The organism is Saccharopolyspora oryzae (assembly GCF_027853915.1).
GTDB classification, from domain to species: domain Bacteria; phylum Actinomycetota; class Actinomycetes; order Mycobacteriales; family Pseudonocardiaceae; genus Saccharopolyspora; species Saccharopolyspora oryzae.
In genome coordinates, this window is sequence record NZ_JAQGLA010000013.1 from 94,482 (window position 1) to 117,421 (window position 22,940).

Annotated in this window: 23 protein-coding genes; 7 read left to right on the forward strand and 16 right to left on the reverse strand. The window is 67.1% G+C overall.

Annotated features, from left to right (window positions below; all coding sequences use genetic code 11):
• Positions 1 to 18: 18 nt before the first annotated feature.
• The 9 genes from OU415_RS11935 to OU415_RS11975 form a co-directional block, all read right to left on the reverse strand.
• Positions 19 to 1,953 (reverse strand): AAA family ATPase, encoded by a 1,935-nt coding sequence (locus tag OU415_RS11935; protein ID WP_270948731.1) that lies wholly within the window; start codon positions 1,951 to 1,953, stop codon positions 19 to 21.
• On the reverse strand, positions 1,950 to 2,519 hold the full coding sequence (locus OU415_RS11940; protein ID WP_270948732.1) for a hypothetical protein: 570 nt from the start codon (positions 2,517 to 2,519) through the stop codon (positions 1,950 to 1,952). Before OU415_RS11940 ends, OU415_RS11935 begins: the two co-directional genes overlap by 4 nt.
• A complete protein-coding gene (locus tag OU415_RS11945) occupies positions 2,516 to 3,919 on the reverse strand; it encodes a hypothetical protein (RefSeq protein ID WP_270948733.1) in 1,404 nt (467 codons plus the stop codon). The genes OU415_RS11940 and OU415_RS11945 overlap by 4 nt, the downstream gene beginning before the upstream one ends.
• 137 nt (positions 3,920 to 4,056) lie before the next feature.
• Positions 4,057 to 4,644, reverse strand: a complete 588-nt coding sequence (locus tag OU415_RS11950; RefSeq protein WP_270948734.1) for a hypothetical protein — start codon at positions 4,642 to 4,644, stop codon at positions 4,057 to 4,059.
• A 258-nt stretch (positions 4,645 to 4,902) separates the two neighbouring features.
• The gene (locus OU415_RS11955; protein ID WP_270948735.1) at positions 4,903 to 5,136 is read right to left on the reverse strand and encodes a biotin/lipoyl-containing protein; all 234 of its coding nucleotides are present in this window, start codon (positions 5,134 to 5,136) and stop codon (positions 4,903 to 4,905) included.
• On the reverse strand, positions 5,133 to 6,173 hold the full coding sequence (locus OU415_RS11960; protein ID WP_270948736.1) for an alpha-ketoacid dehydrogenase subunit beta: 1,041 nt from the start codon (positions 6,171 to 6,173) through the stop codon (positions 5,133 to 5,135). The genes OU415_RS11955 and OU415_RS11960 overlap by 4 nt, the downstream gene beginning before the upstream one ends.
• Positions 6,174 to 6,197: 24 nt before the next feature.
• Positions 6,198 to 7,178 (reverse strand): thiamine pyrophosphate-dependent dehydrogenase E1 component subunit alpha, encoded by a 981-nt coding sequence (locus OU415_RS11965; protein WP_270948737.1) that lies wholly within the window; start codon positions 7,176 to 7,178, stop codon positions 6,198 to 6,200.
• Positions 7,179 to 7,279: 101 nt separating this feature from the next.
• On the reverse strand, positions 7,280 to 8,017 hold the full coding sequence (locus OU415_RS11970; protein WP_270948738.1) for an IclR family transcriptional regulator: 738 nt from the start codon (positions 8,015 to 8,017) through the stop codon (positions 7,280 to 7,282).
• Between the two features lie 260 nt (positions 8,018 to 8,277).
• Positions 8,278 to 8,907 carry a helix-turn-helix domain-containing protein gene (locus tag OU415_RS11975; RefSeq protein ID WP_270948739.1) on the reverse strand — a complete coding sequence of 210 codons (630 nt, stop codon included), beginning with the start codon at positions 8,905 to 8,907 and terminating at the stop codon, positions 8,278 to 8,280.
• 207 nt (positions 8,908 to 9,114) lie between these two features.
• Here OU415_RS11975 and OU415_RS11980 point away from each other — a divergent pair, with 207 nt between their 5' ends.
• From OU415_RS11980 to OU415_RS38350, 4 genes are all read left to right on the forward strand, one after another.
• Positions 9,115 to 10,422 carry an MFS transporter gene (locus tag OU415_RS11980; RefSeq protein WP_270948740.1) on the forward strand — a complete coding sequence of 436 codons (1,308 nt, stop codon included), beginning with the start codon at positions 9,115 to 9,117 and terminating at the stop codon, positions 10,420 to 10,422.
• Positions 10,423 to 10,506: 84 nt separating this feature from the next.
• Positions 10,507 to 11,637: an N-methyl-L-tryptophan oxidase gene (solA, locus tag OU415_RS11985; protein ID WP_270948741.1), complete on the forward strand. Its 1,131-nt coding sequence runs from the start codon at positions 10,507 to 10,509 to the stop codon at positions 11,635 to 11,637.
• A 117-nt stretch (positions 11,638 to 11,754) separates the two neighbouring features.
• A complete protein-coding gene (locus OU415_RS11990) occupies positions 11,755 to 12,468 on the forward strand; it encodes an SDR family NAD(P)-dependent oxidoreductase (protein ID WP_270948742.1) in 714 nt (237 codons plus the stop codon).
• A 58-nt stretch (positions 12,469 to 12,526) separates the two neighbouring features.
• Positions 12,527 to 12,940: a hypothetical protein gene (locus tag OU415_RS38350; protein WP_408641841.1), complete on the forward strand. Its 414-nt coding sequence runs from the start codon at positions 12,527 to 12,529 to the stop codon at positions 12,938 to 12,940.
• On the opposite strand, the gene OU415_RS12000 is transcribed toward OU415_RS38350, so the two are convergent.
• The 7 genes from OU415_RS12000 to OU415_RS12030 form a co-directional block, all read right to left on the reverse strand.
• On the reverse strand, positions 12,853 to 13,827 hold the full coding sequence (locus OU415_RS12000; RefSeq protein ID WP_270948744.1) for an NADPH:quinone oxidoreductase family protein: 975 nt from the start codon (positions 13,825 to 13,827) through the stop codon (positions 12,853 to 12,855). The genes OU415_RS38350 and OU415_RS12000 overlap by 88 nt on opposite strands.
• A 74-nt stretch (positions 13,828 to 13,901) precedes the next feature.
• On the reverse strand, positions 13,902 to 14,810 hold the full coding sequence (locus OU415_RS12005) for a LysR family transcriptional regulator (RefSeq protein ID WP_270948745.1): 909 nt from the start codon (positions 14,808 to 14,810) through the stop codon (positions 13,902 to 13,904).
• 85 nt (positions 14,811 to 14,895) lie between these two features.
• Entirely contained in the window at positions 14,896 to 15,708 is an 813-nt protein-coding gene (locus OU415_RS12010; RefSeq protein ID WP_270948746.1) for an SDR family NAD(P)-dependent oxidoreductase, read from the reverse strand.
• A 4-nt stretch (positions 15,709 to 15,712) separates the two neighbouring features.
• Complete coding sequence (locus OU415_RS12015; RefSeq protein ID WP_270948747.1) at positions 15,713 to 16,540, reverse strand: alpha/beta fold hydrolase; 828 nt, start codon at positions 16,538 to 16,540, stop codon at positions 15,713 to 15,715.
• Between the two features lie 30 nt (positions 16,541 to 16,570).
• A complete protein-coding gene (locus OU415_RS12020) occupies positions 16,571 to 18,472 on the reverse strand; it encodes a flavin-containing monooxygenase (protein ID WP_270948748.1) in 1,902 nt (633 codons plus the stop codon).
• Positions 18,465 to 19,286 carry an alpha/beta fold hydrolase gene (locus tag OU415_RS12025; protein ID WP_270948749.1) on the reverse strand — a complete coding sequence of 274 codons (822 nt, stop codon included), beginning with the start codon at positions 19,284 to 19,286 and terminating at the stop codon, positions 18,465 to 18,467. Before OU415_RS12025 ends, OU415_RS12020 begins: the two co-directional genes overlap by 8 nt.
• Positions 19,283 to 20,173, reverse strand: a complete 891-nt coding sequence (locus OU415_RS12030; RefSeq protein WP_270948750.1) for an ABC transporter ATP-binding protein — start codon at positions 20,171 to 20,173, stop codon at positions 19,283 to 19,285. Before OU415_RS12030 ends, OU415_RS12025 begins: the two co-directional genes overlap by 4 nt.
• A 323-nt stretch (positions 20,174 to 20,496) precedes the next feature.
• Here OU415_RS12030 and OU415_RS12035 point away from each other — a divergent pair, with 323 nt between their 5' ends.
• Genes OU415_RS12035 through OU415_RS12045 form a run of 3 tightly spaced genes read left to right on the forward strand, consistent with a single transcriptional unit; the run spans position 20,497 to position 22,892 of the window.
• Positions 20,497 to 21,291 carry an SDR family NAD(P)-dependent oxidoreductase gene (locus OU415_RS12035; RefSeq protein WP_270948751.1) on the forward strand — a complete coding sequence of 265 codons (795 nt, stop codon included), beginning with the start codon at positions 20,497 to 20,499 and terminating at the stop codon, positions 21,289 to 21,291.
• A gap of 36 nt (positions 21,292 to 21,327) precedes the next feature.
• Positions 21,328 to 22,203 carry an ABC transporter permease gene (locus OU415_RS12040; RefSeq protein ID WP_270948752.1) on the forward strand — a complete coding sequence of 292 codons (876 nt, stop codon included), beginning with the start codon at positions 21,328 to 21,330 and terminating at the stop codon, positions 22,201 to 22,203.
• Positions 22,200 to 22,892: an SDR family NAD(P)-dependent oxidoreductase gene (locus tag OU415_RS12045; protein WP_270948753.1), complete on the forward strand. Its 693-nt coding sequence runs from the start codon at positions 22,200 to 22,202 to the stop codon at positions 22,890 to 22,892. The genes OU415_RS12040 and OU415_RS12045 overlap by 4 nt, the downstream gene beginning before the upstream one ends.
• The last annotated feature ends 48 nt before the right edge of the window (positions 22,893 to 22,940 follow it).

Below are 22,940 nucleotides of genomic sequence, written 5' to 3' on the forward strand. Positions count from 1 at the left end.
ATCGGGCCTGCTTGTGTCTTACTCCTCTTGAGTGGTGCTGACGCTTTCGCCGATGGTGGTCACTTGAGCGGGGCCAGGGTGCGTGATAGTGGAGACGGTGGGGCGGGAGTAGTCGAAGTCGATTTGAGCGTGGTAACCGCGGTAGCTGGCAGGAAGTTTGTTGTCGGCGATGATGATCTGCAGTCGGCCAGGCTGCGCATCGACTTGGGTGGTGAGTCTGCGGTACATGGCTGCGGTGAGATTGTTCTCGGCGTTCAGCGCGAGCTGGGGGCTGTCGATGAGCAGGAAGGCCGGGTAGGTGGTTTCGGAGTTGCGCATGGCGACCGAAAGCAGCGAGCACCAGTAGGCGACCTGAGTGGCGGTGGTGGTACCTCCGGCGAGCTGATTATCTCTCGAGAAGATTTTCCCGTTGAGGACAGGCAGGTATTTCTCGTTGTCGATCGCCGCAGTCACGACCCCCGGGATCCCAAAGGCGCGAACCGTGGCATCGAACTCCTCACTGATCTCGTTGAGGATCCTTTCGCGGCGCTGTTGCAGCGTCTGTTGAACAGTCTCGAGTTGTCGTTCCGTATCATTGCGTTCGTTACTCAGCAGGTCAGCTGTGCCTTGGAGGTCCGCGACCACGTCCCACTGGCGTAGGACCGCCTCCCAGTGGTGCTGCTCGGCCTTGGCCGTGGCGGCCTGTTCAGAGGCGTCGCTGAAAGCTTGCAGGCGAGGGGCGACCCGTTGTGCGGTTCGCTGGTCCAGCATTGTCGTGAGATGTGCGATGAGCCGTTCCCGCTCGGTGGTCGCGCGGAGGAGCGCTTCCTGCTGAACCGACACCGCAGTGATCTGCTCGTCCATTTCGGCGAGTTGCGCGGTGAGTTGGCGGATCTCGTACTGGTCTTGACCCTTGTCTGGCTGTACCGGGTCGTCTTGGAGGCAGAGCCGGCAGGCACCGTGGGGCACTTTCCTCTGCTGTATCGATTGCATGCATCGCGGGCAGACGGTGAATTCGATGTCGGCGAGGCGCTCACCGGCGTCACGCATGCGACCGAGCCGGTCGAGGTCACCCTGCACGCGGCGACGCTCAGCGGTGTACTGGGCGTGGCGACGTGATAGGTCTGCATCTGCGGCCCGGGTATCGGCGAGGCCACGTTCGGTCTCGGTAAGTAAGTCGCGCAGGGTCTGTGTCTCTCGGTCGGCCACCGGGTCGAGGGAGTCTCGCAGCTTGGCAAGTTGGTTCTGGGCTTCAGTCTGAGCCAGTTGGACACGTGCTTGCGCGAGTTCGGCTTCCTCACGGCTGCTGGTGCCACTATCCCGGAGAAATTTGACCACAGTGTGGTGCTCTGTTTCCGCCGCGTCGATCGCTCCGTTGAGCCTGTTGATCTCCGACCGCAACTTGAGAATCTCCGAGTCGGTCAGGCCGAAAAGAAGTTCGAAGACAGCTCTGCGTTTGGGTTCGCGGAAGGTTTCCTGGCTGTGGGCGATGTCGCGGTTGATCTCGCTCTGCGGGATATAGAGGTAGGCCAGGATGTCGTTGAAGGTGATGCGGGGGCCTTCCCGCTTGCTCTTGCTTCCGGCGGCGCGCATGTCGTCGGGCAGGCCCAGAGACTGCATGAGCCGGGTGTTCAGGGCTGGCTGCTTGTCGCCGACATAGTGGTCTGGCAAACGTTCCTGGGTGATCAGATCGGTGACGCGCACTGTTCCGCTCTTGGCTTTGTCCAGGCTACGAACAAGGCGCAGTTGCTCCTCGCCGATCCGTATCTCTAAGGTGACGGAATCGACGTGTGCTGTCGCGACGGGTGCCAAGGTGGCCTTGGCACCGAACCCGAACTTGATCAATTCGAGCAGCGTCGTTTTTCCCACGCCGGTTGGGCCCGCTAGCACCGTGAGATCGGAGGCGAACCTGTACTCGACGCGGCCTTCGGTGGTATCGAGGCTCACGGAGTCGATGCGAAATCGGACGGTCATCGGATCACCTGCCGGTGAGGACGGTCCATCAGGTCAGACAATCGTTGGTAGATGAGGTCTTTCAACTGGGTCCCTGTCATCCCTGCCGAGGCTTGAGCGATGGCGGCGCCGCGGTCGGCGATCTCGGTCCACTGGTTGCCTGCGGCCAATTGGCTGGCCAGGCGCCGCCCGGCGGGTGTAGGCCTGACGGCGACGCTGCCTTTTCGTCCCGGGGCGTAACGCAGCAGGCCGCGACCAATCAGCGCTCCGACTACGGCGTAGTAGCGGTCATCCCACGGCCCGTACTTGTAGCGAATCATCGGTGCCTCAACCTCGGTGGGCGCGGCAATGTCCTCAGTGGCCAGATGCAACCGAGCATCGTGAGAATCCAGGCGATCGAGAACTTCAGATGCCAGTGCCGGATAGCGCAGTAGGAAGTCTAGTTTAGCGAGTTTGGTGAGGCCGTCCAGCTTGCCGGCGTGTCCCCTCGTGCCGGAGACAGCCGTGACCAGTAGCAATATGCGGGCCTGATGGTAGGCTAGATCCTCGCGCAGCAGCGCCAGTTCGGCCTGGTGGAAGTCGGTCACGTCTCGGCCTCCAATGCCGTGCGCCTGCTCGCTATGACGGCATCGATGTCGAACCTCGGCCCGAACCAGACCTTGCACTGACCTGCGAGGTCGCAAACACCGCCCAAGGCCGTGTCGGTGTCTATGCCGGCGGGAAGCTGTTCCTGTTCCAGTGTGTCGATCTCGGACTGCATCCGGCGCCACAAGATGGCACCTTGCGGCTGGGCAGACTCGGTAGCCCTGTCGCTGAGGCGGTGCAGCAGCCGCTCCAGCTGCTTTCGTTCTACTCTGGCTGTCGGGTCGCCACTTTCGCGGTGGCGCCAGTAGTCCTGGTAGTCCGTCCGTAAGCTCAGCGCTCGCTCGATCGCATTGTCCGAGCAGCCGCCAACGTCCATCTTGACCTCCAAGCGGGAGGTTCGCGGCATCCGCGGCACTGGTTCGTAGCCACCAGGGATCGTCAAAGCCGTGTTGATGGTTGTCTCGATATCTCGCATCGTGACCGTACGAGCTGCCAGCGTTCGTTGTGTCTCCACGGGTATCTCCGAAGAGTCATCACGGCGTTGCAACACAACCGGTAGACCGCCTGTCGGCAGCGGACCTCGCGCCCGCATCCGTGCCCGAAACACAGTCAGCACCGCTTCCCAGACTGCTATCGCCGACCCGGTCGCTCCTACCCGGTTCAGGACTGGCTGGGCGTACATGTTCGGGGCAGCGAAGGAGAGGTAGTCACGCTGAATTCTTTTCTCGTCGATGGTCAAGGAAGCTAGAAACCGAGCGACCTCAGCGTCACGCTCGTGTTCGGTGGCAGCCGGTGATGATCCGCCTCCCGTCCATCGTTGCCTTGTGCCGTCATCGTAGTTAGTGATCGTCCTACGCAGATGGGTGATGATGCCGGCATGCTCGGAGTTGACGCTGACGGGTTTGCCGGCCGACTGCAAGGACCGGCAGAAGTCCGCAGCCGCCAGCAGATCCTTGGGCTCTCCCGTACCCGCCAGACCGCCCGAGGTGACTAACCGGCAGAACGTCGTCTCCTGGAAGGCACTCCATCGGTTGAACAAATGTGCCAGCCCGCCGTCGTCAACGAGCTTGGTGACCGTGGTGTAGGCGCCCGCCGACGGATCGCGATGTTTGCCGGACACCAACTCGACGTTCTCGCCAGAAAACAGGATCCAGTCTTCCTGCCACTCGCACAGCACCTTGTCCCGGCAGTCCGGACGAAGACGGCCGTCATCTCCCAGGCCGTCGAGGTACAGCGCAAGGCCATCCGCTGTCGCCATCGCGGCCTGCCAGTCATAGCGGTCCGCAGTGTTGGCACCTGAGTCGTCCAACTGTGGAACAGTCTCGACCAGGTGAGCTGCGGTCAGCCCGGGCAGGGCCGGTTGTTCGGCGGCTAACTGTGGAATCGTGGGCTCTGGCGGCACCCGGTGACTATATGGTTTGGTCGGAGGCCCTCAAGTCGCGACGATTCATGATCACCCGAATGCCGCCACGAGAACCATCTGTTACGTGTGCTCGGCAACGAATCGATGACAATCTCAGGATATCCACTGGCTTCCCGCTACTGATCGATAGGCAGCTGGTCAGCGTTTATCGTCCTTCCCGCGATACAAACGTCCTCAGCTGGATTCCGGCGTCCCACGGGTCCCTTCAACACAGCATGCCCGCCTACGCTGACCGAGCTTCGCGATAGGTCGTGCCTGCACCACTCAATCGAGGCGTTTGTGGGATGTTGATGCTTGTCAGCTGTTCTTGGCGAGAGCGGGTGTGAAGCGGCGTCCGGCCATCGATAATCGATGCTGGGAGCAGCCGGGTTCTCGAAGCTGGCCCTGATGCGTTCCTGTACCTCGGGGCTTGCCTCTTCCTGTGGTGCCCGGTCTTCCCTGCGCTCCTTGAGATTTTCCACCGTGTGCGGCCGGATTCCCTGCCTGGCGGCGACATCCTTGTTGTTCCGGCCTTCCGCGCAAGTCAGCACGATCTTCGATCGCAGCGCCAAGGCCTGCGATGTATTCGCGCGACGACTCCACTGCAGCAGCGTGTAACGATCTACATCGGGCAAGCCGGCTTCGCCTTCGAACGAGGCCACGATGCACAGGACTGCTGCTGCCCACCGAACACGAGCCACAAACGACAGGAAGAGATACAGCATCGATCGGACGGCGACGCGCAATCAGTGCGCCTCACGGGTCGCCGCGGCACGTTCGACGATCGTGCCGGTGCCGAATTGCGACCTGAGGCTGGGTTGATGATCGGGGTGTCGAACAGCGGGCCCCGACTGCCGGTGTTGCTGGGGGTGAGTGTGCCTCCGCCGGACTGTTCGGGTTTCAGGGCGTTCGTCGCCCAGCTACATCCGCGATGGCCGCGGCCGCCGCCGACGGCGCGGTGCGAGTCGGCGGCGGTCCGGCCTTCATTCGATGCGGGCGATCAACGCGCCCTGCTTCACGACGGCTCCTTCCGCCACGAGGAGCTTGAGGACGCCGGTAGTCGGGGAGGGCACTTCCACGTCGACCTTGTCAACCGCGACCTCGGCGATGAGGTCGCCTTCACCGACGGTGTCGCCGTCGGCGGCGAACCAGGTGGCGACGACACCTTCGGCATCGGGAACGGCGTCGGACAGCTGCGGAAACGCGATATCGGTCATGCGTTCACCAGTTCAAGGACAGCCTGGCGGATCCGGCTCGGGGTAGGCAGCACCGCGTATTCGAGGGGGCGCGCGTAGGGGATGGGGACGTCCGGCACGGCCACCCGAGCCGCCGGACCACGCAGCACGGTGGGATCGCGCTCGACGACGCGCGCTATGACCTCGCCGGAGAGCCCGAACGACAGGTAGTCCTCGTCCACGACCAGGAGTCGGCCGGTCCGCCCGACCGATTCGAGGATCGCCTCGGTGTCGAGTGGCACGAGGCTGCGGAGGTCGATCACCTCGCAGTCGATGCCCTGCGGGGACAGCTCCTCGGCGACGTCGAGTGCGTGGTGCACCGACAGGGAAAGGGTGACGATGGTGACGTCGGAGCCGGGACGAGCGACGCTCGCCTCGCCGATCGGTACCACGTGCTCACCGTCGGGAACGTGGTCGATCGAGCGGCGGTTCTTGGCCATCCACGGCAGACCCATGATCCCCTTGTGGAACAGGAAGACGACCGGGTTGTCGTCGCGGATCGCCGAGGTCATCAGCCCCTTGGCGTCGGCGGGGTTGCTGGGGACGACGACCTTCATCCCGGGGAGGTGTGCGAACGTGCCCCACAGGCACTGCGAGTGCTGAGCCCCGTCGGAGTACCCGCCGCCCACCGCGGTGGCCAGGACCATCGGGACCTTGACGTTGCCGCCGGACTCGAAGTGGATCTTCGCCATGTGGTTGTAGATCTGGTCCATGCAGACGCCGAAGAAGTCGACGAACATGAGCTCGACGATCGGCCGCATGCCCTCGACCGCCGCGCCGATGGCGGTGCCGATGAACGCGGTCTCCGAGATCGGGGTGTCGATGATCCGCTCGGGTCCGAACTTGTCGAGCAGCCCGGTGGTGGAGCTGAAGATTCCGCCGTAGGCTCCGACGTCTTCCCCGAGCACGAAGACGTCCTGGTCGCGCTCCATCTCCTGCGAGATCGCCTCGACCATCGCCTTCGCAGTGCTGAGCTTGCGTTGTGCACGGGTGGCCGGTGAAGGTTCAGTGAGCGTCATTGCTGCGTGTCCTCCGTGATGGGTTCAGGCCGACGCGAACACGAAGTCCAGCGCGGTCGCGGGTTCGGGTTCGGGGCTGCGCTTGGCGAACTCGATCGCTGCTTCGACCCGGTCGCGGGCCTGTGCCGCGACGGCCGAGACCGACGGGTCGTCGAGCACACCGGCCGCGCGCAGTTCTTGTTCGAAGGTGGGCAGCGGGTCTTTGCCCGGCACGCCTTCCAGATCGGAGCGGTAGCTCTGGGGGTCGCCCTCGAAGTGGCCCCACAGGCGAAGGGTGTGCACCTCTATCAGGCTCGGGCCCTCACCGGCGCGGGCCCGGGTGATCGCTTCACCCGCGACCTCGTGCACGGCTTCGACGGAGTTGTCCTCGACGCGCGCACCGGGGATTCCGTAGCCAGCGGCCCGGACCGCGTTCGACGTGACGCAGGTGGACGCGCTCCGCGGTACCGAAATGCCCCAGTCGTTGTCTTCGACGATGAAGACGACCGGCAGCTTCCACAACGCGGCGAGGTTGAGCGATTCGTGGAATGCGCCCTGGTTCGCCGCGCCCTCACCGGTGACTGCCACCGCGACCCGGTCGGAGCCGCGTCGCCGGAACGCCAGGGCCTGGCCCAGTGCGGGCGGGTAGCCCTCGGCGATGATGCCCGAGCACGAGAAATGCGTGGCCGGGTCGAACAGGTGCATGTGCCCGCCGCGGCCCTTGCCCAGCCCGGTCACCCGGCCGAAGATCTCAGCGGTCATCTTCTCGAGGTCGACGCCGTGCGCGACGGCGAAGTGGTGCGGCCGGTGGGTCGCGGTGACCGCGTCGTCCGTCGTGAGGTGTGCGCAGACGCCGGCGGCGACCGGTTCCTGGCCGGCGGACAGGTGCATTTCGCCCGGGACAAGGCCGGCGCCGATGTCGAAGACGGGTTTCTTGTCAGCGTGGTACTCGCGGAGGATGGCCTCTTCGTAGGTGCGGATCAAGACCATCGTGCGGTACAGGTCGAGCCTGTCCTGCGGTTGCATGTGACCTCCCAGCAGATGTGGTGGTCACTGTGTTCGCAGCGATGTGAGCCGGACAACAGTCCGGTTTTCAGATGCTGACAACGCCCTGGTCAGGCGCCCGGTCAGCTGGTGAGCGCGAAAGCTCGGGACACCCGTTCGGAGGCACGCTGCAGCGAGCGCGGCTCGGCGGAGCGCAAGCGGTGCGAGGGAAGCGAAATCGCGACCGCGCCGATGACCCCGGGCGCGCGCACCGGCGTCGCGAGGCAGGCTGTGCCGAGGAGGTACTCCTCGCAGTCGTTGAAGACGTCGGTGCACTGGGACAGCCGCTGTTCGAGTACCCGCGCGTCAGTGATCGTGTGCGGGGTGAGGTCCGCGAGCTGGTTTCCGGCGAGGTAGTCGCGTCGGCCGTCGGCGTCGAGGCAGGACAGAATGCATTTGCCGAATGCGGTCGCGTGCGCCGCCTCCTGCACTCCTACCCACAGGTCGACCGAAGGGGTGCCGGGTCCGTCGACGATGTCGACGATCTTGATCTCGCTGCCGGAGAACAGCGAGAGGTATGCCGCGCCACCGACTTCGTCTCGGAGCGCGCGGAGCACCGGTCGGATCTTGGGCAGCAGGGCCTGGAGCGAGTTGTGCTGCCGCAGCGCGCCCACCTGCTCGCCGAGCACGTAGCCGTCATCGAGTTTGCGCAGGTAGCCCTCGTGGACGAGAGTGCGCAGCAGGTGGTACGTCGTCGCCAGCGGAAGTTCCGCACCGCGCGCAAGCGCTTTCGCGGTGACCGGTCGTTCACTGGCGCCGACCGCGTCGAGCAGGTGCAGCGCCCGTTGCACGGACCCGATCAAGGTCGGTCCGACCGACATCAGTCACCTCCACCGCTCCGTTGCAGGTCAGTAGCATGCGCTGCACCCGCCGCCCGGTGCAAGGCGCGGTTGGCCGAAGGGCCGGGCCGAGGGGGTTCCAGCCCTTCGGCAAAGTGGGATTCACCTTGCTGCGCAAAGGAATCCTGCTCGTCTAGCGACTTCCCGAGACCGTTCAAGCCATTCGTGATCACGCAATCAGGGAGCCGAAGCCTCGACGCCGCCCGCGGACCCCGGTCATCCTGCCTGGTCGGACCGCGATTTCACTGCCGCGACGCCGAACCATTCCTGAGACGCCCGTTGCGCACCTCGAAGGTCGGGTCGGCGACCATCGCGAAGAGTTCCGCGCACTCCTGGCCGATGTTGCGCAGCCGGTGCCGAACCAAAGACGGGATGCGCAAGCGGTCCCCCGGTCCCACCTGGAAGATCTCGTCGCCGGCCGCCACCTCGACGTTTCCGGACAGGCAGTAGATCGTCTCCGCACCTGGGTGGATGGAGTGTTCGAACCAACCCCCGCGGGGCTTGATCTCGACGTGCACCGGCAGGATGCCGTCCTCATCGTGGAACAAGCAGTACGTGACGCCCTCTTGCGGGGAGTCGTAGCGACCCAACTGGGGCATCACCCTGCGGTCGTCCGCTGCGGACTCCTCGCCTTCGCGCAGCAGATCGGAAGCCCGCATCCCGTAGGCGGTGGCCAGTTGCGTCAGCCGGCCGACGCTCGCGTCGGACTTGCCGTTCTCGAGCAGCGAGATGAAAGCGGGCGAGAGTCCCGACGCTTCCGCCGCGCGGGCGAGGGTCATCCCAGAACGCTTGCGGTGATCCCGCAGCCGCTTGCCTATCGTCTCAAGGGGCGTACTGCCGCGCTCGGCATCGTCGAACTTGCTGCTCATCATGGCCTTCGCTCCCCCTGGGGCAGATGGGCACCAGCGTAGCTGTCAGCGGCGCGGAGGGTTGACAGGCTTTCTGCCGGTCCGAATACTTGGCGCCTAATTTTAAAATTTTGAACTAAGTCTGGTCGATCCCCCGGAGGGAACATGACTGACTTGCCTAGTTCTTCTGACCGTCGGCTGACGACGCCCCGCAGCATTGATGATTCGCCGATGACGCGGTTCCACCTGCGTGCAACGGCCTACACCGCGGGCGGGATGTTCGTCGACGGCTACATCCTCGGTGTGATCGGGTTCGCGCTCGACGGCGCTACGCCAGAGCTGGGCCTGAGCAGCTGGTGGACCGGGTTGCTGGGCGGCGCTGCATTGGCGGGCATCTTCCTGGGCAGCCTGATCGCAGGCTGGATAACCGACCGGGTGGGTCGGCAGAAGATGCTGGTCGGGGACCTGTCGCTGTTCATCGTCTTGTCGATCGCGCAGCTGTTCGTCGCCAACGCCGAGCAACTGCTGGTACTGCGGCTGCTGATCGGGATCGCGATCGGTGCGGACTACGCGATCGGTGCGGCACTGCTGTCGGAGATTGCGCCTCGACGGCAGCGCGGCGGTCTTCTCGCGTCCCTGAACGCCGTATGGACCTTCGGGTTCGTCGCAGCGTTGACGGTCGGCGCGGTGTTCGCGAACTACGCGCCGGATCAGTGGCGATGGCTGCTGGCGTCATCGGCCCTGCCGGCCGCCGCCGTGCTGGCCCTGCGCTTGGGCACACCGGAGTCGCCTCGCTGGCTCGTCGCGAAGGGACGGCTGGAGGAGGCCCGGCAGGTTGTCGCCAAGTACTGGGGAAGCGAGTACGGCATCGACGACCTGGTGGGATCGACGTCTGGTGAGCTGGCGCGCTACAAGACGTTGTTCAGTCGTCGCTACCGAACTCGTACCGCGTTCGCCGCGCTGTTCTGGTTCTGCCAGGTGGTGCCCTACTTCGCGTTGTTCACCTTCCTACCGCAGGTGCTGACCACCTTCGGGCTCAGCGGTTTCGTGGGCGAGATCAGCTCGAACCTGTTTCTGCTGCTCGGCGCAATAGTCGGAGTGGTGATCATGGACCGGATCTCGAGGCGGCGGTTCGTGATCTGGTCGTTCGCCGTCCTGGCGGTCGCGCTCGGTCTGCTCGGTGTGATCGCCAATCCGCCGCCACTGCTCGTGGTTGTGTGCTTCGCGGTGTTCGCCGCGGTGGTGACCGCGGCCGGCAACCTGGAAACGGTGTATCCCAGCGAGATCTTCCCGACCGAGGTCCGCAGTTCGGGCGTCGGCCTGGCGGCAGCGGTCAGCCGGGTAGGCGCGGCTGTCGGTACGTTCCTGCTGCCGACCGCGATCGAGGGAATCGGGACCGGACCGACCATGCTGATCGCAACATCGGTGCTGCTCCTGGGGCTTGTCACCTCGTGGGCGTGGGCACCGGAGACCCGTCACCTCTCACTCGCTCGATCTTCCGCCGCGGAGGCGCCGGTGAAGAGCCGAGCAACGCCGTAGGCGCGGTTGCAGCCGACCGCTGCGCGGCGCTGAACCCAATTCCCCGTGCTGTGACGCAACATCTGATATTCAGGAGGAGATGACGTGGACGCAGAAGTGGCTGTTGTCGGTGTCGGCACGGTCGGGTCGATGACATTGTGGCGGCTGGCCGCAGTAGGTGTGTCGGCGATCGGGTTTGAGCAGTTCGGGCCGGGTCATGACCGTAGCGCGGCGGGTGGCGAGAGCCGGCTGTTCCGGACGGCCTACCTCGAGGGCACTGAGTACGTGCCGTTGTTGTTCGCCGCCCAACGGCTTTGGCGGCGGCTGGAGTCGGAGTCCGGACGTGATCTGCTCACCATGTGCGGTGGGCTGATGATCGGTGATCAGGACTCCGAGCACATCAAGACTGCGCGTGCCTGCTGTGAGCAGTTCGACCTTCCGCACACCGTGCTTGAGCCGGACCAGGTCGCTGAGAGGTTTCCGCAGCACCGCCTGGTCGACGGCGAGGTTGCCATTCACGACGAGCAGTCCGGTCTGCTGCGGCCCGAGTACGCGGTCGTGACAGCGGCGCAGCAGGCTGTTGCAGCTGGCGCGCGGCTGCAGACCGGATGCCGCATCGCACAACTGGATCCCGACGCTGACGGGGTCACCGTGACCGCCGACGACGGCCGATCATGGAGGGTCCGCCGAGTGGTGGTCACCACGGGTCCGTGGGCGCAAGCCTTGCAGTCTGCGGCAGCGGTGACGCCTCGCCGGATTCTGCTGTCCTGGTTCACCCCGCCCGACATCGACGCCTACCGCCCAGACCGGTTCCCGATCTTCGTCCGCGAGAACGACCAGCACCGCGTTTTCGGTACCCCCAGCGTCGAAGGCACCACTGTGAAGGTCGGTCTGGTGACGCCCTTCGCGGACGTCGAAGATCCCGACCGCTTGGAACGCTCGGTGAGCGTCGCTGAAGAACAGCTCCTCGCCGAGGCGTCACTCGCCTTCTTGCCCGAGCTGTGGCGAACCCCGTCACGACTCGCCGCCTACATGGACGGTTACACGACCGACGGGCACGGTGTTCTCGGGCCTGACCCAGGACGGCCCAACGTGCTGCTCGGAGTCGGGTTCTCCGGCCACGGGTTCAAATTGGCTCCCGTGCTCGGGCAGGCGCTGGCCGATCTCGCCGGCACCGGGGACACCGAGCTTGGCGTTGCGCACCTGGCACCGGGCCGTCCTGGTCTGCACGCCTGAGTCGGCGCGCCGCGAGTCAGCGACGTTCGCCTTTGCGGTAGCGAGCCGCAAGGCAGTCATCACATGAAGAGGGAACCGCCCGTGAACGCAAGACCTACGTTTCGTTCTCGACGCGCCATGGTCACCGGAGCTGCCGGCGGTATCGGTGGTGCAGTCGCCGCGCAACTTGCGTCCCGCGGCGCCGAGGTCATCGGAGTGGACCTGGACAGGCCGGGGTCCGGCACGCTCGACGGCATCGAGTTCGTGACCGGCGATCTCACCTCGGCAGCCGACCGGCGCCGGATAATCGAGGACGTTGGTGCGATCGATCTCCTCGTCAACGCCGCCGGAATCTCCGTCACGAAGGACCTCGCCACCACCACCGAGTCCGACTGGGACTCGGTGCTGGGTATCAACGCCAAAGTCCCGTTCCTGCTGATGCAGGCCTACGCCGACCGGCTGAGCGACGGCGGCGCGATCGTCAACATCGCCTCGGTGGCCGGGAAAATGGCCACCAACGTGCACGGGGCGCCGTACAACGCATCCAAGGCGGCGGTGCTGGCTTTGACCCGGACCTTCGCCTACGCCTTGGCGCCTCGCGGCATCCGGGTCAACGCGGTCTGTCCGGGGGTCACCCGCACGCCGATGCTTGACGGGATCTTCGACGACCTGAGCTCGATGACGGGAGAACCGGTCGACACCCTCCGCGCGGAGTACCTGCGTCGGGTACCGCTGGGCCGGTTGGGAGCCCCCGAAGAGATCGCCCGGACCGTCGTCCACCTCCTCTCCGAGGATGCGGGCTACATCACCGGGCAGAGCGTCAACATCTGCGGCGGGTTGGTGATGTCGTGATGCTGCGGCGGTCGTCCCGGACCGTGAGAACCTCACCGCGCGCGCCGCTGCGGTGTACGTGCCGGGTAGGCGCTACCCGCTGACCGCGTCGGCGCACTTGACGGTCTTGATGGTGGAGGTAGCAGGTGTCGGGCGGGTGGTCGCGACGACGCCGCCGAACGAGGGCAGCCCGTCGTCGATCAGCGTGGCGGCATGGTCGGGGAGTACGAGCACGCGTTCTAAGAGTTCGAGACTGACGACGCTTGGACGTTGTACTGCGACACCGGACTTACGGCGCCCGTGCGGCTCCGGGTTCGGGAGGTTCTTGAAGTCGCTGGTTTCGACTGCTTCAGAGCGCATTCCCGTTCTGATTTGCGGTGGGCGGACAGCGGTCAACCGAAGTGGTCATTCCCGCAAGCGGAGGACGAGCTTGCCCATCGCCTGCCTGCGTTCGATGGCTTCGAGCGCTTCGCGGACTTCGCCGACTGCGTAGCTTCCACCGATCGGCGGGGTGATGGCACCGGATTCGAGTTTCGGCAGGAGCTCGGCCCACTGGTCGAGGAGGTAACCCGGGCGTGCCTTGGCGTATGCGCCCCAACCGACTCCGACCACGTCGAGGTTGTTCAGCAGGAGGCGGTTGACCTTCACCTCGGGGATCGCGCCGGCGGTGAAGCCGATCACGAGCATCCGCCCGTCGGCGGCGAGGCAGCGCAGCGAATCGGTGAAGCGGTCACCGCCGACGGTGTCGGCGACCAGGTCGACGCCTCGACCGCCGGTCGCTTCCTTGACCGCGTCCTTGAAACCGTCGACGAGCACGTACTCGTCCGCCCCTGCGGCGAGCGCTGTCCGGCCCTTCTCCGGCGTCGACACCACGCCGATCACCGATCCCGCGCCGAAGGCCTTCGCGACCTGGATCACCGCGCTGCCGACGCCTCCGGCGGCACCGTGCACGAGCACTGCCTCACCAGACGACATGCGGCCACGGCGGCGAAGCGCGAAGTGGGCCGTCAGGTAGTTGAACGGTATCGCCGCTGCCGATTCGAAGCCCAGCGCGTCCGGGATGGGGAACGTCGCGTCCACGGGACAGGCGACCCGTTCGGCGAAGGCACCGAGGAACGGCAGAGCAGCGACCCGGTCACCTGCTCGCACCGACGCTCCTGGCGGTGCCTCCGCGACCACTCCGGCCACCTCGGCACCCGGGATGAACGGGAGCTCCGGCTTGACCTGGTAGAGACCCCTGGTCTGGAGCACTTCGGGGAAGGCCACGCCCGCCGCGTGGACGTCGATGAGCACCTCGTCCTCCCGGCGGGCAGGGGAGGGGAGGTCCACGATGGCGACGGTCGACGGCCCGTCCAGGTCCCGGATGTGTACGGCTTTCATGGACTCGGACTGTAAAGAGCGGACCAGCCGCAGCAGAAGAAGCCGACGGCTATCGCCGTACCAGCCTTTCCGCGCTATGCCCACCCGGCCGAGGGGGTGGACGCCCGGATCTGGCGCAGCAAGGTGTCGACGACCCGCCCGCGCATTTCCCCGAGCCGCACGATCGCGGACAGCGTCGTCTGGGCCCACGGCTTGTTGATCGGGATCAACGTCACCCCGTTGCCGCTGATCGTCGACGGCGCGAGCGTGTTCGCGATCGCGATCCCCACCCCGGCGCGGACCATCCGCTGCGCGGTTTCGGCGCCGTTGGTGGTGTACACGATGCGTGCGTCGATGCCGGTGATGAGTTCCTGGAACGCCTTCCGCAGGATGCTGCCCTCGGTGAAGAAGATCAGCGGTTCCCCGGCCAAGTCGTCGACGTCGAAGGTCTCCGCACGCGCCAGCGGGTGCGAGTCGGGCACGCACAGGACCAGCCGTCCGGTCATCAGGTCGATGTAGTGCAGCCGCTCGTCGTCGGGCGGCTCACCGGGCAGCGGGATCCGGGTGATCAGGCCGATGTCGAAGTTCCCGTTCAGGACACCGTCGCGCACGAGGTAGGTCCCGCCTTCGGAGACCTCGAACAGGATGTTCGGATGCCCCTCGTGCAGCTCGCGGACCACGTGCGGCAGCACCCGCATGCTTCCGATCGCCACCGTGCCGAGGGTCACCTTGCCGATCTTCAGGCCATCGATCGCGCTGGCTTCCTGCCGGAGCAGGTCCTCAGCCCGGATCGCCGACTTCACGTGCGCCAGGATCCGCTCGGCGGCATCCGTCGGGCGGACGCCGTGCGTTCCTCGCAGCACCAGGACGACGCCGAGGTCCTCTTCGAGCCGCTGCACCTGGTTGGTAATGGTCGGCTGTGAGACGCCGAGCTCGTGGGCCGCTTGGCGGAAGGAGCCGGTGCGAAGCGCCGCCTCGAGGTAGCGCAACTGCTCGAATCTCACGCTCGACCCCTACTCCCGCCGGATCGACGGCGCCGCTGCCGTCGATCCGGTCATCCTATGCCGACGATCCCCGCGGGCCCAGGACTCAGCGGGAGAGCAGGTCGAGGCCGGTCGCGTCGACTGCGCGCGCCCCGCCGTCGATCGGGATCGTCGCACCCGTGATGTAGCCGGCAGCCGGGGTGAGCAGGAACGCGATGGTCGCGGCGACCTCGTACGGCTGACCCAGCCGCCGGAGCATCGTCTTGCCGCTGAACTGCTCGATCATCGTGCGGGCGTGCGCTCCGGCGAGGAAGCGGGGGGACAGGAACAGCCCGGGTGCGACGGCGTTGACCCGGATCCCTTCCGGCCCGTACTCGTCGGCCAGCTGACGCACCCATCCCTCGAGCGCCGCTTTCGCCGGGCCGTACCCTGCGGCGTAGCTGCCCGCGCGCGTGCCGTTGATGCTCGAGACGTAGACGATCGAGGAGTCCGGGCGCGCCAGCATCGGAGCCAGGTGCTGGGCGGCGAGGAACGCGTGGGTCAGGTTGACCCGGAAATCCTTTTCCCACTCGGCGAGCGTGAAGGCGGGCAGCGGCTTGCGCTGCATCTGGCCGATGACGTCGACGTATCCGTGCAGCGGTGCGCCGGCGGCGAACTCGGCCAGGGACCGCGCGCCGTCCTCGGAGGAAACATCGGCGACGAACCGGTCGGCGTCGAGTTCGCCGGCGAGGCGGTCCAGCGCCTGCTCGTCGACGTCGACGAGCAGCAGCTTCGCGCCGCGGGAAGCGAGCGTGCGCGCGACGTGCTCGCCGATGCCGGCAGCGCCGCCCAGGACGGCGTACCGCTTGCCGTCGAGCCGGAACAGCCGGTCGTGCGGGACGTTCGGGGCGGCGACGGCGTCGTGGGGATCGTCGAACACGGTTTCACGCTCCCCTCACGAAGTCGGCGATGAAGCTCCACGTCTGTTCAGGATGGCTGATGTTCGGCGCGTGCTTGTGGGGCACGGGGGCAACGGTCACCGTCTGGCACCGGTCGGTCAGGTGCTTCACCCAGCCCCGCTCGACCAGCGGATCGCCCGCGCAGTCGAAGACCAGGACCGGCGTCGTGACCTCCGCGAACGGTTCCGGGTAGGGATCGGCCGGACGCGCGGTCCGCAAGGGTTCTGGTGGTTTCGCGTGCGGTGCCAGCATCCCGGCGTAGTGGCCGGGCATCGCCGCCCACCTCATCCGCGCGTCGATCTGCTCCTCGATGCCCGGGTAGTCGTCGCACAGCAGCCGGACGATTCTGGTCATGTCCTCGCGGGTGCCGTCGTAGCTGCCGAGTTCGGCGCTCGTCGCGCTGCGCCAGGGGCCGCCGGTTCCGCTGATCGAGGTGACCGAGGCCAGGCGTCCGCTCAACCGTTCGTCGAGGAGTGCGCGGAGGGCGATGGAGCCGCCGAAGGAGTTGCCGACCAGGTGGATCGGGCCGCTCGCATCGATCTGGTCGAGCAGGGAGTAGACGTGGCGCAACCGGAATCCGAACGGCGACTGATCCAGCCGCACGGCTTTGGCCGAACCGCCGAATCCCAGCAGGTCCGGAGCGATGACGCGGTGCGTCTGCGCCGCGAGCGGCAACACCCCGCCCCAGGTGACGTCCGAGGACGCACCCCACGCGCCGTCGTGGAGGAAGACCACGGTGCTGCCGCGGCCCTCGCCCCCGATGAGGTAGCGGGTCTCGAGATCGTTGACGACGGTGCTCTTCTCGGTGATCACGGCGAGACAGGTCTCCTTAGGACGGTGCGGTCAGCGGAATTCGTACTGCTCGGGATCGACGGCCTGGGTGCTGCTGATGTACCGGTGCGCCGACAGCGGCCACATGATGGTCGAGCGGCCCTCCGCGTTCTGGTACCAGCTGTGCGTTTTGGACCATCCCCACACGCGCTGCGCGCTCGCTTCGGCCACTTCGTCGGCGTACTTCTCGAAGACGTCGCGGCGCACCGACAAGGAGGACTTGCCGGTCTCCAGCAACTGCTCGATCGCGCTCAGGATGTACACCGATTGGCATTCGATGAACAGCACCAGGTTTCCGTGCAGCAGCAGGTTCGTGTTGGGGCCGTACATGCAGAACAGGTTCGGGAAGTCCGGAACGGTCAGGCCCAGGTAGGCGCACGCGTCGACGCCCCACGACTCGTGCAGGTCGACTCCGCCCGAGCCGGTGACCTTCATCGGCATCAAGAAGTCCGAGGCGTTGAAGCCGGTTCCGAAGACGATGACGTCCACCGGGACGTAGTGGCCGTCGGTCGTGTGGATCCCGCTCCCGTCGATGCGGGCGATGTCTTCGGTGACCAGCTCGACGTGGTCCTGCTTGAGCGTGTCGATCCAGGTCCCGTCGTCGCGGATGATCCGCTTGGCGCCCGGCGGGTAGTCCGGGACGATCTTCGCCGCGAGGTCCGGCCGGTCTTCGACCTGACCGAGCAAGTAGTCCGTCAGCAGTGCGCGGAGCCGTTCGTTCGCTGCCGACACGGCCCGTTCGGTGGGCGGGTACGCCGGGTCCACGGTGGCGGCGGCGAGGCGCCCGATCGCTCTCGGGAGGAAGATCGAGAAGCGGTAGTAAGCGCGGTACAGCGGAACCTCCCGCAGGAGCGCGCGCTCGTCCTCGGGGATCTCCTGCCGGAGCTCGGGCGTCGACTGCAGGTACGGCGCACTGCGCTGGAAGATCGTCAGCGACGCTGCGGACCGCGCGATCGCCGGTGCCACCTGGACGCCGGTCGCACCGGTGCCGATGATCGCCACCCGCTTGCCGGTGAGGTCGACGTCGTGGTCCCACTGCGCGGTGTGGAACGCCGGGCCGTCGAAGGTGTCCAGGCCGTCGATGCGCGGGATCATCGGGCGGTTCAGCTGGCCGACCGCGGACACGACGATGGTGAAGTCCTCGGTCCGGGAGCGCTCGTCCGGCCCGGTGGTGGTGACCGACCACAGCTGCCGCGAGTCGTCCCAGGTCGCCGAGGAGACCTCGGTGCCGAAGCGGATGTGCTCGACCAGTCCGTTCTGCTCGGCGAATGCCCGGAGGTAGTCGTGGATCACGTTCTGCCTGCAGAAGTACGACGGCCAGTCGTGCGGGAAGAAGGAGTAGGTGTAGATGTGGCTGTGCACGTCGATCCGGCAGTCGGGATAGGCGTTCTCGTACCACGTCCCGCCGACGTCGCCGTTCTTCTCGATGATGGTGAAGTCCACGCCGGCCTGCTTCATCCGCAGCCCGGCCAGCAGACCGGACAGGCCGGCCCCGACGATCGCGACCCGCATCGGTCGCGCCGGATCGAGCTGGTCCTTCGTCCACTTAGGAGCGCGAGGATCGGTGCCCGGTGGGACGAACGCGACGCGCAGCAGTTCGGCGTCTTCGTCCGCAGAGCGGTCGAGCGCCCATTCGGCGATCGCCCGGAGGACCGCTGCGGACGGTTCGACCGGCCACTCGGCGATGTTCTGCAGGTACGGCTCGAGCGTCGCCATGCAGAACGCCCGGGCTTCCGCGTCCTCCTGCGCGTCGAGAACGATCGCGGGCAGCAGGTCCGGGTTCGGGCGCCATTGCGGGCGGAGCACGGACGGGTCGTCGGTGAGGTGCGCGACGAGCATCAGCAGCGCCGGTGTTTGCGCCGCCCGCAGGTGGTGGAGCAACTCCTCCGGGGACGGCTGGGCTGAATCAGACAACGCGGGCACCCTTCGAGGCGTCGATGTGCGTGGAAGGCGATTCGAGGAAGTCCTGGAGCAGCGCGGCCACAGGCGCGGGGTGGGTGAACGCGGCGAGATGACCGCCGGGCGCGAATCTCAGCTGGGAGTGCGGGATTCGCGCGTGCAGGTTCTCGATGACCGCGCGCGGCGTGCTCACGTCGTCGTCGCCGCCGATCACCCGCGCGGGCACCCACGTCGGCACGTCGAACACGCCGACGGCGGTCATCGCCTCCAGGAACGCTCCGTGGATCGCGGGATCGCCGGCGAGGAACTGGTCCCGGGCCCGGGCGATCAGCGGATCCGAGCCATGCGACTCACCGAACCAGCGGGTCATCGTCATGTCGGCGAGCGCAGCCAGTCCACCCGGTGCTCGGGCGGCCTCCGCTCGGGAGAGAGCACCGGCCCTCGCGTTGTCGTCGTACGCGCCGGTCGTCGCCATGAGAACCGCGGCCGCGACGGCATCGGGGTGGCGGTGGGCGAGCGCTTGGGCGACCATCCCGCCGAGCGAGATCCCCACGACCGGGAAACGGGTCAGGCCGAGCCGCTCGGCGATGAGCGCTACGTCGTCGGCGAGCGCGTCCAATGAGATCGAGTCCGGGGTGCCGCCGCTGGCGCCGTGGCCGCGGAGGTCGGGGAGGACGCAGCGGAACTCGTCCCCGAGTTCCGCCGCGAGCGGTTCGAACCACGAGCCGTCGAGGGCGAGCGAGTGCACCAGCACCAAGGGCCGCGGGCCGTGCCCCACGACCCGGTAGGCCAGGCTGGTGCCGTCCGGGGCTGTGATCCGATCGATCATGTGGAAGCCTCCTCGTCCGCCTGACGGCGTTCCTCCGCCGCGGTCACCTCGTCCCGAAGGCGAGCGGAGAGGGTTTCCAGATATTCGGCGAATTCCGGGGAAGAGGTGCGCATCCGCTGCGTGCGCGGCCGTGGCAGGTCGATCTTGATGTCAGCGACGATCCGGCCGGGGCGCGCGGCCATGAGCACCACCCGGTCGCTGAGCAGGATCGCTTCCTCCAGGTCGTGGGTGACGAAGACGACTGTGGGGCGTTCGGCCTCCCAGAGCCGGATGAACTCCTGCTGCTGGTTCGCGCGCGTCTGGGCGTCCAGCGCCGCGAACGGCTCGTCCATCAACACCACGCGGGGACTTTGCACGAGCGTGCGCGCGATCGCGACCCGCTGGCGCATGCCTTGTGACAGGTGCAGCACGTCGGAGTCGGCGAACTCCTCCAGCCGCACGCGGCGCAGCCACTCGTCGGCGCGCCGTTTGCGTTCCGCCGCTGGGATCTTGTGCACTTCGAGACCCAGTTCGACGTTGCGGCGGACCCGCCGCCACGGCAGGAGCGCGTCCCGGGCGAACATGAAGGCGACGTCGTCGGAGGTGCCGCTGACCGGCTTGCCGTCCAGGGCCACTGTGCCCGCTCGCGGTCGTTCCAGTCCGCCGGCCATCGACAGGGCCGTCGTCTTGCCGCAGCCCGACGGGCCCACGATGCTGACGAACTCCGAAGCGCCGATGTCGAGGTCGAACTCCTCCAGGACGAGCACCGCGCGCCGACCGTGGATGAAGTTGTGGCTGACGCGGCGAAACTCGATCGGTGCCCCTGCCGGGTTCCCATCGGGGGGTCGGCGGTCCTCAGCGCGGTCTGCGGCTTCCGGCCTCGGATGCGCTGTGCTGGTCTGCCTCATGGCAACTCCGCTGGGTCGAGAGGTGGACCGTGGTGCGGCTGAGACGACGTCGCGTACTTCTCGGGAACATGCTCGTCATGGAACAGCCCGAATACGTCGGATGCGGTTGATCGCCCGCTTTTCCCACCGTGCCACGCCGGTGCGGTGATGCTCCGTGACCCAGCGCACAGCTGTCAACACGGATCGGCGGTGTGCGGAGCTATCGCGCTGATAGCCCGTGGGCCGTTGCGAGGAGCTGGTCGCGGTAGCGAGGCTGGTTCGAACCGGACTCGCGGAGGAGCACGATGACAGCGGCGCACCAATCGGTTTCACCGTTCGGCGGAGTGCAGTTCGACTTTCACGGCCGGGTTGCGGTCGTCACGGGCGCGACCGGCGGTATCGGCGGTGCAGTCGTCGATCTCTTCGCCGCGTCCGGGGCCGACCTGGTCGTCCACGGGAGGCGGGCCGAGGCGCTGCAGGACGTGGTCTCGCGCGTGCGGGAGCGGGGACGCGACGCGGTCGCAGTCACCGGCAACATCCGCGACCCGCAGACCTCGGCCGACATCGCCGCGGCGGCGGAGGAGCGCTTCGGGCGGGTGGACGTCCTGGTCAACAACGCCGGCGGCAACTTCGGCAAGCGTTTGGAGGAGTTGTCGGTCAACGCGTGGAACGCCATGATCGAGGCCAATCTCAGCGGCGCGTTCCACTTGGCGACCGCGTGCCTGCCGGCGTTCCGGCGCCTGGGCGGCGGTGCGGTGGTCAACATCGGATCTGCCTCCGCCGGTCATGCGCACCCGCTGCGCGGGGCGTACGCGGCCGCGAAGGCCGGGCTCGCGTCCCTCACCCGGACCATGGCGTGGGAGTGGTCGGAGCTGAACGTGCGGGTGAACTGCCTCGAACCCGGTGCGGTGGTCACCGCGGCGTCGCGGTTCGCGGCCGACGACGTCGAAGCCCGAGTCGCCCGGTTCGTCGCCATGAACCGGCTCGGGCGTCCGGAGGACATCGCGTCGGTGTGCCTGTTCCTGTGCTCGGCCGGAGCGGCGTACCTGACCGGGCAGACCGTGATCGTCAACGGCGGGCCGCACACGGCCACCCCCGCCGACATCGACCTGCTGCGCGCTCCGGAAGCGGCGGAGTAGCAGCACTTCTCGTTCGCGCAGGATCCGGGAGGACCCATGAGCCGATCCACCGTTTCGGACAGAGCCACCGGCGAGGAAGCGCCGACCTGCGGCTTGTCCGGCGCTGACCGCTCCGCGATGGAACACGCGGTGTTCGCCGAACGGCGCAAGCGCCGCAACCGCGTCCGGCTGCAGGTGTGGGCGATCCGCTGCGCGGTCGCGATCGTGTTCGTCGGCGGCTGGTACTTCGCATCCGAACGCGGGCTCATCAACCCCTTGTTCATCTCCTCTCCCGACGCAGTCGCGGAGGGACTCGTCGACCAGCTCGCGGACGCCACGTTCTGGACCGACGTGACCGCGACGTTCGCCGGTGCGCTCGCCGGCCTCGCGGCCGGCGGCCTCCTGGGCATCGTGACCGGGGTCGTGTTCTCGCGGTCCGAAGTGCTCGAACGGGCCGCGACCCCGTTCCTGACGCTCGCCAACAGCCTGCCCCGGCCCGCGCTGGCACCGATCTTCATCCTCTGGTTCGGTCTCGGCTTCGGGCCCAAGGCGCTCGTCGCCGGCAGCGTCGTGTACTTCGTCCTGCTGACGTCGACCCTCGGCGCGCTGCGCGGCATCGACCACGACGTCGTGCAGCTGGCCCGGTCGCTGTCCATGTCGCCCGTCCAGCGCTTCCTGAAGATCGAGCTGCCGGCGGCGCTGCCCAGCATCGTCGGTGCGCTGCGACTGGGTGCGGTGTACGCCGTGCTCGGTGCGGTCTTGTCGGAGATGGTCGGCGCGTACTACGGCCTCGGCCAGCGCCTGGTCGTGCTCACCAGCAACTTCAAGGTCGCCGAGTCGTTCGCGGTCCTGCTGTTCATGGGCATCATGTCGATGGTCCTGGACTACGCGATCAAGAGCCTCGAGCACGTAGTCGCGAGCCGCTCCCGATGAGCGGGCCGCTGCTGGTCACCGGCGGCGCTTCCGGCATCGGCGCCCGGCTGGTCGAGTCGCTCGCGGCGGAACGGCCGGTCGTCGTCCTGGACGCGGTGACGCCCGACGCCCCGGTGCCAGGTGCGCGGTACGTCAAGGGCGACGTGACCGACCGGGATGGTCTGGGGGCGCTCGTCGCCGGTCTCTGCGTGGACGGCCCGTTGTCCGGGCTGGTCCACTGCGCTGGGATCTGCCGCACCGGACCGTTCCTGGACATGCCGCCGGGGGAGTGGTCGCGGGTCCTCGACGTCAACCTGCACGGCACCCTGGCCACCGTCCAGGCGTGTGCGCCGCGGATGTCCGACGGCGGGCGGATCGTGCTGTTCTCCTCGGGGACCGCGTTCAAGGGCCCTGGGGGCATCGCGGCGTACGCGGCGTCCAAAGCGGGCGTCATCGGGTTCGCCCGGTCGATGGCCGCCGAGCTCGGCGAGCGCCGGATCACGGTGAACGTCCTAGCCCCCGGGCTGGTCGTCACCGGGCTGTCGGCGGACTTCGCGCACACCGAGCCGGCGAACATCGCCGGCCGGGCGATCGGACGCGCGGCCACTGTGGATGATTTCGTCGAGCCGGTGCGTTTCCTGCTGTCCGACGGTGCCTCGTTCGTGACCGGTCAGACGATCGTCGTCGACGGCGGGGCCATCAAGCACTAGTGCCACGCCGAAAGCCCGCTCGAAGCCCGTGCAGGCGCTTCGAGCGGG